Source organism: Bacillus sp. NEAU-242-2, from assembly GCF_027853835.1.
Lineage (GTDB): Bacteria > Bacillota > Bacilli > Bacillales > Bacillaceae > Bacillus > Bacillus velezensis.
The window spans coordinates 100,138-115,177 of record NZ_JAPNNY010000005.1 but is presented as its reverse complement, the minus strand read 5'-3'; the positions used below and the strand labels follow the sequence as shown (position 1 = coordinate 115,177).

The window sequence follows — 15,040 nt, the reverse complement described above, 5'->3', positions numbered from 1 at the left end:
ACGGTCAACAACGGGAAGGAGAGGGAAAAAGATTGAATGAATAATCCGATTATAAACGGAAGCTTTGAAACCGGCACATTAGCGGGGTGGAGTTCGGCAAATACCCAGATTAACAGTTTGTTTGCACATTCAGGGAGATATTCTGCGCAATTTATTGGAGCTCAGCCATATGCTTACCTCAGTCAAATCGTTCCCATTTCAGCCAAGTCAGTGACTCTATTCGTATCACTCGCAACGCTCGGAAATGAGCCAAGTCCCCAAGTCACTCTCCAGATCATCTATGTCAGCGCAGCAGGTGAACAAATCAGTTCCATTCAAGAAAATATCACACCCGGAAATTTGCCGAACGTGCTCTTTCACACATGGTCTGAAATCTATAAAACAAGCAGTGTGCCTTCTGGCGCAGCCTCTGCCGTCATTGTATTAAGTAAAGTTTCTTCCGGCACGGTTTTAATAGATGACGTTTCATTGGCGCAAACCGGGGGTGAACCTGGCGTAACAGGAATTACAGGTCCCACAGGAGTGACGGGTCCCACAGGAGTAACCGGAGCAAGAGGAGCGACCGGAGTAACTGGTGCAACGGGAGTAAGAGGAGCGACGGGTGTAACCGGCCCAAACGGAGTAACTGGTCCGACAGGAGTAACTGGAGCTACCGGCTCGACTGGTGTAACAGGAGCAACCGGAATCACGGGCTCAACCGGAGTAACAGGCTCAACCGGTGCAACCGGAGTAACCGGAATAACGGGAACAACCGGAGTGACTGGTGCAACAGGAGCGACCGGAGCAATTGGTTCAACCGGACCGACAGGCTCAACGGGAGCAACCGGCCCAACCGGAGCAACCGGCTCAACAGGTCCAACTGGAGTAACAGGTGCAACAGGATCGACAGGCCCAACCGGCGCAACAGGGCCAACAGGTTTAACAGGAGCAACCGGCCCAACCGGAGAAACTGGTGTGACTGGCCCGATTGGGGTCACGGGATCGACAGGAGCAACCGGGGCGACGGGGATAACCGGCTCAACCGGAGTAACAGGTCCAACGGGAGAGATCGGCCCCACCGGAGTAACGGGTCCAACTGGAGTGACTGGCTCAACTGGTGTAACCGGCCGAACCGGAATAACAGGCTCAACAGGAACGACCGGCCCAACCGGAATAACAGGTCCAACCGGGCCAACAGGGTCGACAGGTTCAACTGGAGTGACTGGTGCAGCAGGATCAACTGGACCCACGGGAGAGATCGGTCCAACTGGATCGTCAGGCTCAACTGGGATTACCGGCGCAACGGGATCGACAGGAGAAACAGGCGCGACTGGCTCAACAGGAGTAACTGGAGCAACGGGTGTAACCGGTTCAACCGGCGCAACCGGAGCGACAGGTACAACAGGCCGAACTGGTTCAACGGGAGAAACCGGAGCAACTGGAGTGACTGGTGCAACGGGGATAACAGGAGCGACTGGAGCAACCGGAATAACAGGGGCAACGGGTCCAACAGGATCAACTGGTTCAACGGGAGAAACCGGTGCAACTGGAGTTACTGGCTCAACCGGAGTAACTGGTCCAACTGGTGTAACGGGATCAACAGGTGTAACAGGAGCAACCGGTCCAACGGGAGAGACCGGTCCAATCGGATCGACAGGACCAACCGGCGCAACAGGGCCAACAGGTTTAACAGGATCAACAGGAGCAACCGGAACCACGGGCTCAACTGGAGTAACAGGGGCGACTGGAGCAACCGGCTCAACCGGAGTAACGGGTCTAACTGGTGTAACGGGCTCAACTGGTGTAACAGGAGCAACGGGATCGACAGGCTCAACCGGCACAACCGGCACAACCGGCACAACCGGTGTAACGGGAGTGACTGGGGCAACGGGGATAACAGGAGCGACTGGAGCAACCGGTCCAACTGGAGTTACTGGGGCAACTGGAGAAACTGGCTCGACTGGAGAAACAGGACCGACAGGACCAACCGGAGAAACTGGCTCGACCGGGGATACCGGAGCTACTGGAGTAACCGGCCCAGCAGGAGCAACGGGATCAACCGGCGCAACAGGCTCAACCGGCGCAACAGGGGCAACGGGGGTAACTGGAGAAATCGGCCCAACGGGAGAGGCCGGTCCAACCGGATCGACAGGCCCAACCGGAACCACGGGTTCAACCGGAATGACTGGAGTAGCAGGAACAACCGGTTCGACTGGTGTAACCGGTGCAACGGGAGAAACTGGCCCAACCGGCGTAACTGGTGCAACAGGAGTGACTGGGTCAACAGGAGTGACTGGGTCAACAGGAGAAACCGGAGCGACCGGTGTAACAGGGTCAACAGGAATAACCGGAGCGACCGGTCCAACCGGAGCAACAGGTGTAACAGGAGAAACCGGAACCACGGGATCAACCGGAGTAACTGGGACAATGGGAGAAACCGGTGCAACTGGAGTGACTGGAGCAACGGGGATAACAGGAGCAACAGGCGCAACTGGTGTAACCGGGCTAACTGGAATAACAGGCGCGACGGGCCCAACCGGTGTGACTGGACCAACAGGGGTTACTGGCTCAACAGGAGAAACCGGTTCAACTGGAGTGACTGGCGCAACCGGTACAACCGGAATGACAGGCCCAACAGGAGTAACAGGCCCAACCGGTCCAACGGGTGTGACTGGAGCAACGGGAGTAACTGGGGCGACCGGAGAAACCGGCCCAACCGGAATCACGGGTCCAACCGGAGTAACCGGGGCGATAGGAGAAACCGGAGAAACGGGATCGACAGGCACAACCGGCCCAACCGGTGTAACGGGAGTGACTGGTGCAACAGGGCCAACAGGAGCAACCGGAGAAACCGGAGCGACCGGTGTAACTGGGTCAACAGGAATAACCGGACCGACTGGCTCAACGGGAGAAACCGGTTCAACCGGAGCAACGGGTGCATCCGGGGCGACCGGCGCAACGGGAATAACTGGAGAAACCGGAGCAACAGGAGCGACTGGGGTAACTGGTGTAACCGGATCAACAGGCTCAACCGGAATAACAGGGGCAACGGGTCCAACAGGGGCAACTGGTTTAACGGGAGTGACTGGGTCAACAGGAGAAACCGGCCCAACTGGGGTCACGGGCTCAACTGGTGTAACAGGTCCAACAGGATCGACTGGCGCAACCGGAGCGATCGGTGTAACTGGGTCAACAGGAATAACCGGAGCGACTGGTGCAACAGGAGCAACCGGTCCAACAGGAGTTACTGGAGCGACCGGAGAAACTGGGGCAACGGGAGAAACCGGTCCAACCGGAGTAACAGGAGCAACAGGATCGACTGGACCAACAGGGCTAACAGGTTTAACAGGATCAACAGGAGCAACTGGAACCACGGGTTCAACCGGAATAACTGGAGTAACAGGAACAACCGGTTCGACTGGTGTAACCGGCGCAACTGGGGCAGCAGGAGAAACCGGTGCAACGGGAGTAACGGGAGTAACTGGAGCAACCGGTCCAACTGGAGAAACCGGCCCAACCGGTGCAACGGGGGTAACTGGAGAAATTGGCCCAACGGGAGAGACCGGTCCAACCGGAGTAACAGGAGCAACAGGATCGACTGGCATAACGGGTTCAACCGGCCCAACAGGTGTAACAGGTTCGACCGGAGCAACCGGCCCAACTGGAGTAACAGGTTCAACGGGAGAAACGGGTCCAACCGGAATCATGGGTCCAACAGGAGTAACCGGTGCAACGGGATCGACAGGCTCAACCGGAGCGACTGGTGCAACAGGAGCAACCGGTCCAACTGGAGTTACTGGAGCGACCGGAGAAACTGGGGCAACGGGAGAAACCGGCCCAACAGGAGTAACAGGAGCAACCGGTTCGACTGGTGTAACTGGTGCAACAGGAGAAACTGGGGCAACGGGAGAAACCGGTCCAACCGGAGTAACAGGATCGACAGGACCAACAGGGCTAACAGGTTTAACAGGATCAACAGGAGCAACCGGAACCACGGGTTCAACCGGTTTGACTGGGGTAACAGGCTCAACTGGAGCGACCGGAGTAACTGGAATAACGGGCCCAACAGGATCGACAGGCCCAACCGGAGCAACAGGTTCAATCGGAGAAACCGGAGCAACCGGCCCAACGGGAGAGACCGGTCCAACCGGAGAAACGGGTGCAACAGGATCGACAGGACCAACAGGGCCAACAGGTTTAACAGGATCAACAGGAGCAACCGGAACCACGGGTTCAACCGGAATGACTGGAGTAACAGGAACAACCGGTTCGACTGGTGTAACCGGTGCAACGGGAGAAACTGGCCCAACGGGAGAGACCGGTCCAACCGGAGAAACGGGTGCAACAGGATCGACAGGACCAACAGGACCAACAGGACCAACAGGGCCAACAGGTGTAACAGGATCAACAGGAGCAACCGGAACCACGGGTTCAACCGGAGCGACCGGAGTAACTGGAATAACGGGCCCAACAGGATCGACAGGCCCAACCGGAGCAACAGGTTCAATCGGAGAAACCGGTCCAACCGGGGTAACAGGTTCAACGGGAGTAACTGGAGCAACAGGAGTAACCGGAACCACGGGTTCAACCGGAATAACTGGAGTAACAGGAGAAACCGGCGCGACCGGTGTAACAGGGTCAACAGGAATAACCGGAGCAACGGGATCGACAGGTTCAACCGGCCCAACAGGTGCAACGGGAGTAACTGGAGCGACCGGAGTAACTGGCCCAACAGGAGAAACTGGTGCAACGGGAGAAACCGGCGCAACCGGTGTAACAGGGTCAACAGGAATAACCGGAGCAACGGGATCGACAGGCTCAACCGGCCCAACAGGTGCAACGGGAGTAACTGGAGCGACCGGAGTAACTGGTGCAACGGGAGTAACTGGCCCAACCGGAGTAACGGGTCCAACTGGTGTAACGGGATCAACAGGTGTAACAGGAGAAACCGGAGCAACTGGAGTGACTGGAGCAACGGGGATAACAGGAGCAACTGGTGCAACCGGGCTAACTGGAATAACAGGCGCGACGGGCCCAACCGGTGTGACTGGACCAACAGGGGTTACTGGCTCAACAGGAGAAACCGGAGCAACTGGATCGACAGGCTCAACCGGTACAACCGGCCCGACTGGTGTAACCGGCGCAACCGGAGTAACAGGCCCAACCGGCGCAACAGGGCCAACAGGAGCAACCGGTGCAACGGGGGTAACCGGAGAAATCGGCCCAACGGGAGAGACCGGTCCAACCGGAGTAACAGGAGCAACAGGATCGACTGGCATAACGGGTTCAACCGGCCCAACTGGTGTAACAGGTTCGACCGGAGAAACCGGCCCAACTGGTGTAACAGGCTCAACCGGCGCAACCGGTGTAACGGGAGAAACCGGCCCAACAGGATCAACCGGATCAACAGGCTCAACCGGAATAACAGGAGCAACAGGTGCAACCGGAGCAACAGGTGCAACCGGAGTAACCGGAGTAACCGGAGTAACTGGAGTAACAGGTGCAACCGGCTCAACTGGAGTAACAGGAGCGACAGGTACAACAGGCCTAACGGGTCCAACAGGAGCAACAGGAGCAACAGGCCCAACCGGCTTGACAGGCATAACCGGCCCGACTGGTGTAACCGGGGCAACCGGAGTAACGGGCCCAACAGGCCCAACAGGCCCAACAGGCCCAACCGGCGCCACAGGCAGTACACCAACCTTGCTCTTCACAAGAACCAACGGGCCGCTCACTGTTTATCCGCCGTTAAATACAGAAGTTCCCGTTGCTACGCTGGCAATCCCAGTTAATGCTTTGCAGAATGTAAAGCTGGATTATGCACTCAGTGCCGCGTTAACAACTGCAGCGAATTCAAACTTTGTTTTTGAAGTGAGATTATATAGGGGAGCAGTGCAAATTCATACAAGAACTCTGTCGCGAACTAATACTACCGCAGCTACGGATAGTTTTTCGATTGCTGATACAACAGTGGATACAGCGCCGACCGCAGGAACAAATACGTACCAGTTGAGAGTTGTTTTCACAACTGCAAATAATATAACAGCAGCGTCAGCTCTCAATATCGATTTTAACAGCATTCGTTTCCCGACAACCTAATGACAATAGCAGACTGATATTTTAAAAATGAAAGACCTGACTTATGCACAGTTAGGTCTTTTTTCTCTAAAAGCTGTGCATGGTGCAGCCTTAAGAACATTTGAAAATTCGCCCAATAGAAATGGGATTTTGCCACACCTTTTTCTTTTGCGGAAATATTATGCAAGAAGAGGTGGTGTAATGAGAAAAGGAGATACTTGGTATAACAGATACGACTCTTGGGATTACGACTGCCGGAATTGTAATGAGTGCTGCTGTCATTTTCAACATAAAAGAAGAAATCAAAGGCGCAGTTATCAAAAACGGGCCCATTGCTGTGAAGAATTCTGTTGCAAAACCTCTTGCTGTCATGAAAGATGGTGTCCATGCTGTCATCCAAATCATTTTCATGTAAGAGGATTCACCGGAGCAACGGGGTGCACCGGAGCAACGGGGTGCACCGGAGCAACGGGGCTGACCGGAGCAACAGGGCTGACTGGAGCAACGGGGTTCACTGGAGCAACAGGGCTGACCGGAGCAACGGGGTTCACTGGAGCAACAGGGCTGACCGGAGCAACGGGGTTCACTGGAGCAACAGGGCTGACCGGAGCAACGGGGTTTACCGGAGCAACGGGCTCGACTGGTGTAACCGGTGCCACGGGAGCAACCGGCGTCACTGGAGATCCCGGCACGACTGGAGCAACTGGCGCCACGGGAGCCACGGGAGTAACGGGAGCAACCGGGGTAACCGGAGTTACTGGAGTAACGGGCTTGACCGGAGCAACCGGGATCACCGGAGTAACAGGCGCTACCGGAGTAACAGGCGCTACCGGAGTAACAGGCGCTACCGGAGTAACAGGCGCTACCGGAGTAACAGGAGCGACAGGAATAACGGGAGCCACCGGGGTAACAGGCGCTACCGGAGTAACAGGCGCTACCGGAGTAACAGGAGCGACAGGAATAACGGGAGCCACCGGGGTAACAGGCGCTACCGGAGTAACAGGCGCTACCGGAGTAACAGGCGCCACCGGAGTAACAGGCGCCACCGGAGTAACAGGCGCCACCGGAGTAACAGGCGCCACCGGAGTAACAGGCGCCACCGGAGTAACAGGCGCTACCGGAGTAACAGGAGTAACGGGATCAACTGGAGTAACCGGGGTAACGGGAGTAACAGGAGCAACCGGGGTAACCGGAGCCATCGGAGCTACTGGAGTAACGGGCTTAACCGGAGCAACCGGAGCTACTGGATCTACCGGAATAACGGGAGCCACCGGAGTAACAGGAGCAACAGGAGATACTGGATCTACCGGAATAACAGGAGCCACCGGGGTAACAGGAGCCACCGGAGTAACAGGTGCTACCGGAGTAACAGGCGCCACCGGAGTAACAGGGGCTACCGGAGTAACAGGGGCTATCGGAGTAACAGGTGCTACCGGAGTAACAGGGGCTATCGGAGTAACAGGTGCTACCGGAGTAACAGGCGCCACCGGAGATACTGGATCTACCGGAATAACAGGAGCGACCGGAGTAACAGGAGCAACCGGGGTAACGGGAGTAACCGGAGCAACAGGCGCCACCGGAGTAACAGGTGCTACCGGAGTAACAGGCGCCACCGGGATAACGGGAGCCACTGGGATCACCGGAGCTACTGGAGTAACGGGCTTGACCGGAGCAACCGGGATAACGGGAGTAACAGGAGCTACAGGAGCTACAGGATTAACGGGAGCAACCGGGGTAACAGGTGCTACCGGAGTAACGGGAGCAACCGGGATCACCGGAGCTACTGGAGTAACAGGCGCCACCGGGGTAACGGGAGTAACAGGAGCGACAGGAATAACGGGAGCCACCGGAGAAACAGGCGCCACCGGGATCACCGGAGTAACGGGAGCAACTGGAGTAACCGGGGTAACGGGAGTAACAGGAGCAACCGGGGATACTGGAGCAACCGGAATAACAGGCGCCACCGGAGTAACAGGGGCTACCGGAGTAACCGGGGATACTGGGATAACGGGAGCCACCGGAGTAACGGGAGCAACCGGGATCACCGGAGTAACGGGAGCAACCGGGATCACCGGAGTAACGGGAGCCACCGGGATCACCGGAGTAACGGGAGCAACTGGAGTAACCGGAGTAACAGGCGCCATCGGAGAAACGGGAGCAACCGGAGCTACTGGATCTACCGGAATAACGGGAGCAATCGGAGTAACAGGAGCTACAGGAATAACGGGAGCAACCGGGGTAACCGGAGCCACTGGAGTAACGGGCTTGACCGGAGCAACCGGAGCTACTGGAGCTACTGGATCTACCGGAATAACGGGAGCCACCGGGATAACGGGAGCAACCGGGGTAACCGGAGCCACCGGAGTAACCGGAGTAACCGGGATCACCGGAGTAACGGGAACAACTGGAGTAACCGGAGTAACAGGCGCCACCGGAGTAACAGGGGCTACCGGAGTAACCGGGGATACTGGGATAACGGGAGCCACCGGAGTAACGGGAGCAACTGGAGTAACCGGAGTAACCGGGATCACCGGAGTAACGGGAACAACTGGAGTAACCGGAGTAACAGGCGCCACCGGAGTAACAGGGGCTACCGGAGTAACCGGGGATACTGGGATAACGGGAGCCACTGGGATCACCGGAGCAGGCGCGATCATTCCTTATGCTTCAGGTCTTCCCACTGCCGTGACGACCATTGCCGGCGGATTAATCGGAACGGTGAGCCTTGTCGGGTTCGGCAATTCTGTGACGGGCGTCAATGTCGGAGGGGGAGGCGCAATTGATCTTACCGGGGCTGGAGGAACTCTGCTGAACTTTGCTTTTTCTGCTCCGAGAAGCGGAACCATTACATCAATTGCCGCCTATTTCAGTACAACCGCAGCATTGTCGCTTGTCGGCTCGACTGTTACGATAACCGCACAACTATACAGTTCTACTGTGCCGAACAATACGTTCACGCCGATCCCCGGAGCATCCGTCACTTTAGCTCCTCCCCTCACCGGCGTATTGTCAATCGGCAGCATCAGCAACGGAATCACGACAGGGCTGAACATTGCGGTAACTCCTCAAACCCGGCTGTTAATGGTATTCTCCGCCACTGCGACAGGCCTTTCGCTTATTAATACAGTGGCGGGATATGCAAGCGCGGGAGTTACAATTTCCTGATAGATTGCAGACTGACTTCGGTCAGTCTTTTTTATGTGTTATATCAATTGTGTAAAAGTAAATATATACCTATCATCACCTTTTTGGTAAGCCGCAAGAGAAAAAGATCACGAAAATTCTCAAAAATGAGAAATAAAGATTTGAAAAATGGTATGATTTTAGGAGGAAAGGACGGCTGGTGCTGTGTTGGAAGCGAAGCGGTTTTATGTCTCTCTGCAAATGAAAATCGCCGGATTAATTACGGCTTTATTAATACTTGTTATCGGAACGCTCACGGTTATATTTGCCTTTCAGCAATTAAAGGAAGGGCAGAAGCAGGCTGAACAGCTGGCGGTGCAAACGGCAAAAACCATTTCATACATGCCTCCCGTAAAAGAGGCGTTCCGGCTTGCGGATCAAGAGGCTTTTACAAAGTTAGACGTCATTGAACAAATGAAAGAACAGGCAGGCGCGCACGCCGTCTACATCACTGATCAAAAAGGGCATGTTGCATTTCATTCGGCCCGAAGCAGTATTCCGAAAGAAAATCAAAATCTGCAAAACAAAACCGTCATGTTCGGCGGGTCTCCGGTTTCCGACGGAATGAAGGCCGTCCGGGGAAGCGCCCCGGTTATTTTGGAGGAAAAAAATCATAACGAAGTCGTCGGAACGGTGACAGTCGAGTTTCTACAAGATGAGATAGAAAAAGATATGAAAGCGCATCTGCGGCATTTAGGCTATTTTGCATGTTTGGTGTTTCTTATCGGCATCGGGGGAGCGGCGGCGCTCGCAAAAAGCATCCGTAAAGATACACTCGGCCTTGAACCGCATGAAATTGCAGCGCTGTACAGGGAACGCAATGCGATGCTCCTTGCGATTAAAGAAGGGATTATCGCCGTAAACAAAGAAGGCGCGGTAACCATGATGAATTTATCTGCGGCTGATATGCTGAATCTTCCGGAACCGATGATCGGAAGGCATATAAAAGAAATCATGCCGGGCGCAAAGCTCATGCCGGTGTTGGCAGGGGGAGAAATACCGCCGAACGTGGAGGTGCGTGCCGGAGATAAAGTATTTATCTTAAATGTGAAAGAAATGAAACAGACCGGACAAGTATACGGAGCGGTGATCAGCTTCCGCGAAAAAACGGAGCTCAAGAAACTGATCAACAAGCTGACTGAAATGAAAAAATACTCGGAGGATCTCCGGGCGCAAACGCATGAATTCTCGAATAAGCTTTACGCGATACTCGGTCTGTTAGAGCTGGGAGAATATAATGAAGCCATTGAACTGATAAAAGAAGAGTACGCCATCCAGAATGAACAGCATGAAATCCTCTTTCAAAACATTCATTCACAGCGGGTTCAGGCCATACTATTAGGAAAAATGGGAAAGGCGTCTGAGAAGAAAGTGAAGCTTTCAATAGATGAAAACAGCTTTTTAGAATCGCTGCCGGAGCATGTGGGTTCATCCCAGCTCATTACGATCATCGGAAATCTTATTGATAACGCTTTCGAAGCCGTCGCCGAAAAAGAGAAAAAAGAGGTATCCTTTTTCATGACCGATATCGGCAGGGATATCGTCATCGAAGTGGCGGACTCAGGAGACGGCGTGCCTCAGGAAAAAACAGAAACGATATTTGAAAAGGGCTACTCTTCAAAGGGGACAAGGAGAGGATACGGCTTAGCCAATCTGAAAGAAGCCGTCAGTGAATTGCAGGGATCGATAGAGATTTCGCAGCAAAAGAGCGGCGGTGCTGTATTTACGGTGTTTATACCGAAAGAAAGGCCAAAGGGGGAATCGGTGTGATTAACATCGCGATTGCAGAGGACGACTTTCGAATAGCGCAAATCCATGAAAAATTTATCGAACATCTTGATGGATTCAATGTCATCGGCAAAGCAATCAATGCCAAAGACACTATATCGCTGCTTGAGAAACGGCAGCCTGATCTGCTGCTTTTGGATATTTATATGCCGGATGAGCTGGGGACAGATCTGCTCCCGCTTATCCGCGGCCGTTTTCCTTCCGTTGATATCATCATTATTACGGCTTCTGCCGAAACAAGGCTGCTGCAGGAAGCGCTCAGATCAGGCGTTTCCCACTATGTCATAAAACCGGTGTCGGCACATAAATTTACAGAAGTGCTTTTGCAGTACCGTGAAAAAAGAGAATGGCTGCACTCACAGCCGGAGCTCAGCCAGTCTGTGATCGACATGTTTTTCGGAAGCGGTCAGAAAGAACAAAAACAGCACAATGATCTGCCGACAGGCATTAATTCGATTACGCTTCAAAAAATCAAAAACGCGCTCAGAACGGCCCAAAAAGGGATGACGGCTGAAGAACTGGGAGAAAAAATGGGCGCCTCCAGAACAACGGCGCGGCGCTACGCCGAGTTCCTCGTTTCTCGGGAAGAAGCGCTCGCTGAATTAGAGTACGGCATTATCGGCAGGCCGGAACGGAAATATTATTTAGCACATGAATAAGGGATGGGAGAAATGAAGCGGTTGGGAGTGCTTCTTGTCATGCTGGCGGCGCTGGTTTCTTTTGACGGACGGCAGATGGAGGGCTTCCGCTCAGCTGAAGGGCCGGTTGAAATTGTCGTCCCGGCAGCGCCTCAAGGGGGCTGGGACGTAACGGCAAAAGCTTTGCAATCGGTAATAGAGCGGAAGCAAATATTAGGCCGGCCCGTAAAGATCATCTATAAACCCGGCGGAGGCGGAGACAGCGGCTGGAAATATGTAAACGAACGAAAAACGGATGTCATCAGTATGAATTCAAGCCTGCTGTTAAGCAATGAAATTTTGGGACAAAGCCGGCTGAAGGCAGCTGATTTTACGCCTTTGGCCATTATCGCAAAAGAGTGGCAGACCGTCGCTCTTCCCAAGGATTCAAAGATAAAAAGCGGAAAGCGGCTGCTCGGCGATATTAAAGCAAATCCGGGCGGCATAAAAATCGGATTTGCGCCCGGCCTCGGAAATGATGACCAGCTCTCCTTTGCGAGAGCGGCGGAAATGGCCGGAATTTCTCCGTTTGATATCCGCTTTTTTCAATACGGAAGCAGCAATGAAGTCATTGAAGCTCTTATCAGTCACGAGATAGACGCCGCCTCAATGACCATTTCAGAAGCGAGAGACGCCTATCGGAAAGGGAAAATCACATTGGCGGCCGTTACGTCTGACAAAAGGCTCTCCGGCTTCAGCGATGTGCCGACATGGAAAGAGCAGGGGGTGCCGTTTGTCTTTGCGCACTGGAGAGGCATCATGGGGCCGAAAGACATGACCGAAGGCGAGATCGCCTATTGGGATCAGGCTTTGAAACAGATTACTTCATCCGCGGAGTGGAAGCAAATGTTGAAAAAACGGGATTGGGAGAGCTTTTATAAAAACAGCAGCGGCGCAAAACGCTTTTTAGAAGAGCAGACCGAGTTCTATAAAGAGATGATGAGCAGCGAAAAATAAGCCTTCCGCATATTTGCGGAAGGCTTTTGATTTATAAATGAACAAAATGAACGAAAAGGTTATAAAAAATTAAAAATCTTTAAAATCCAAAATATTTACTTCAATATCCAATTCTCATAAGATAGCAAAAAGGCGGATAAAGGGGATCGGGCCTTTAAAATGTAAGCGTATTCATAATAAGGGGGACATACTGTGTTAGCAATCTTAGGCTTTCTTATGATGCTTGTTTTTATGGTGCTGATTATGACAAAACGGCTTTCAGTGTTAACGGCGCTCGTATTAACGCCGATCGTGTTTGCGCTGATTGCCGGGTTTTCTTTTAACCGGGTCGGCGAGATGATGATCTCCGGCATTGAACAGGTGGCGCCGATCGCAGTGATGATTATGTTTGCGATTCTTTATTTCGGCATTATGATTGATACCGGTTTATTTGATCCGATGGTGTCGCGTATTTTAAAGCTGGTTAAAGGCGACCCGCTCAAAATTGTGGTCGGAACAGCCGTTTTGACCATGCTTGTCGCACTGGACGGAGACGGCTCGACGACGTATATGATTACGACAAGTGCAATGCTGCCTTTGTATATCATGCTCGGAATCCGTCCGATTATTTTAGCGGGAATCGCCGGGGTCGGCATGGGTATCATGAACACGATACCATGGGGCGGCGCGACGCCGCGTGCGGCGAGTGCGCTCGGCGTTGACCCGGCAGAGCTGACGGGGCCGATGCTGCCCGTCATCGCGAGCGGAATGGTGTGTATGATTGTGGTCGCTTATGTACTCGGAAGGATGGAAAGGAAACGGCTCGGGGTGATCGAATTAAAACAGCCGTCCCATACAAATGAAACGGCTGCGGCTGCGGAAGATGAATGGAAGCGGCCGAAACTGTGGTGGTTCAATTTACTGTTAACGCTTTCTTTAGTGGGATTTTTAGTGTCAGGAAAAGTGAATTTAACCGTGCTGTTCATCATTGCGTTTTGTATCGCGCTGATTGTCAACTATCCGAAACTTAACGATCAAAGGGAGCGCATTTCAGCCCATTCGAGCAATGTGCTTGCGATCGGTTCGATGATTTTTGCCGCAGGCGTGTTTACCGGAATTTTAACGGGGACGAAGATGGTTGATGAAATGGCCATTTCCCTCGTATCGCTTATTCCGGAACAGATGGGAGGTTTTATTCCGGCGATTGTTGCCTTAACGAGCGGTATCTTTACGTTTCTGATGCCTAATGACGCCTATTTTTACGGCGTGCTGCCCATTTTATCTGAGACCGCCGTGGCGTACGGTGTAGATAAGGTGGAAATCGCCCGCGCTTCGATTATCGGCCAGCCGATTCATATGTTAAGCCCGCTCGTGCCGTCGACGCATTTATTAGTCGGGCTTGCCGGGGTCACCATTGATGAACACCAGAAATTTGCGATGAAATGGGCGGTTCTTGCCGTTATCGTCATGACGGCCTTTGCGCTCATCATCGGCGCAATCACGATTTTTTAACATAAAACACCCGGTTCGTCGCACACTAAAGGCATCAGAGGAGGTGCCATGATGAGTGATCCGTTTATGCCGCTTTTTTCAGTGAGAAGCGGCGCCGGTTTTAAAGCGGCGGACGGCGTTTACGGACTGACCGTGCAGATTGCGAATGTTTACTTTATCGAAAATCCCTCAGCTCCGCGGGAAATCATTCTGGTTGACGCGGGAATGCCTCAATCGGCGGAGATGATAACAGAAGAAATGAAACGCCGATTCAAAGAGGGGTATGAGCTGAAGGCGGTCATTTTGACACACGGTCATTTTGATCATGTCGGTGCGATTGAAGAACTGCTTGAGCTTTGGGATATGCCGGTTTACATTCATGAAAAGGAGCTCCCGTACGTCACGGGGAAAGCGGATTATCCGCCTGCCAGGCCCGATGCGAAAAAAGGGCTTGTCGCAAAGCTGTCACCGCTGTTTCCGCGCCATACGATCCGCATTCCGTCCGTTCAGGCACTGCCTTCAGACGGTACCGTTCCGTTTCTTGAGGAATGGAGATGGGTGCATACGCCCGGCCACACACCCGGCCATATTTCATTATTCCGGGATAAAGACCGCGTGCTGCTTGCCGGTGATGCCGTGATCACTGTTGAACAGGAATCGCTTGCGGACGTTGTCATACAAAAGCAAGAGCTTCACGGTCCGCCCGCCTATTTTACAGCGGATACGCAGACGGCGGCCGCATCCGTTCAGAAATTGGCGGAACTGGAGCCGGAAGCGCTTTTGACGGGTCACGGAATTCCGATGACGGGAAAAAACTACCGTGAGGATTTGCTTACACTGGCTGAAAAACTGCATTCCGTTTTGTAAAACACCTGCGAAAATCACAGGTGTTTTTTCTTCGCAGTTTC

At 53.4% G+C, this 15,040-nt stretch carries 7 protein-coding genes; all 7 read left to right on the top strand.

Annotation, left to right across the window (positions count from 1 at the left end):
• Positions 1-36 precede the first annotated feature (36 nt).
• Positions 37-6,078 (top strand): NTTRR-F1 domain, encoded by a 6,042-nt coding sequence (locus OWN49_RS15535; RefSeq protein WP_245133896.1) that lies wholly within the window; start codon positions 37-39, stop codon positions 6,076-6,078.
• A 180-nt stretch (positions 6,079-6,258) separates the two neighbouring features.
• The gene (locus tag OWN49_RS15530) at positions 6,259-9,222 is read left to right on the top strand and encodes a collagen-like repeat preface domain-containing protein (protein WP_212102601.1); all 2,964 of its coding nucleotides are present in this window, start codon (positions 6,259-6,261) and stop codon (positions 9,220-9,222) included.
• A gap of 183 nt (positions 9,223-9,405) precedes the next feature.
• Entirely contained in the window at positions 9,406-11,010 is a 1,605-nt protein-coding gene (locus OWN49_RS15525; protein ID WP_025650266.1) for a sensor histidine kinase, read from the top strand.
• Complete coding sequence (locus OWN49_RS15520; RefSeq protein WP_046559422.1) at positions 11,007-11,687, top strand: response regulator; 681 nt, start codon at positions 11,007-11,009, stop codon at positions 11,685-11,687. Before OWN49_RS15525 ends, OWN49_RS15520 begins: the two co-directional genes overlap by 4 nt.
• 12 nt (positions 11,688-11,699) lie before the next feature.
• On the top strand, positions 11,700-12,662 hold the full coding sequence (locus tag OWN49_RS15515; protein ID WP_032868872.1) for a tripartite tricarboxylate transporter substrate binding protein: 963 nt from the start codon (positions 11,700-11,702) through the stop codon (positions 12,660-12,662).
• 192 nt (positions 12,663-12,854) lie between these two features.
• Entirely contained in the window at positions 12,855-14,153 is a 1,299-nt protein-coding gene (locus OWN49_RS15510; RefSeq protein ID WP_003155615.1) for a citrate:proton symporter, read from the top strand.
• Positions 14,154-14,204: 51 nt separating this feature from the next.
• Positions 14,205-14,999, top strand: coding sequence for an MBL fold metallo-hydrolase (locus OWN49_RS15505; RefSeq protein ID WP_077721930.1), 795 nt, complete (start codon positions 14,205-14,207; stop codon positions 14,997-14,999).
• Positions 15,000-15,040: the final 41 nt, after the last annotated feature.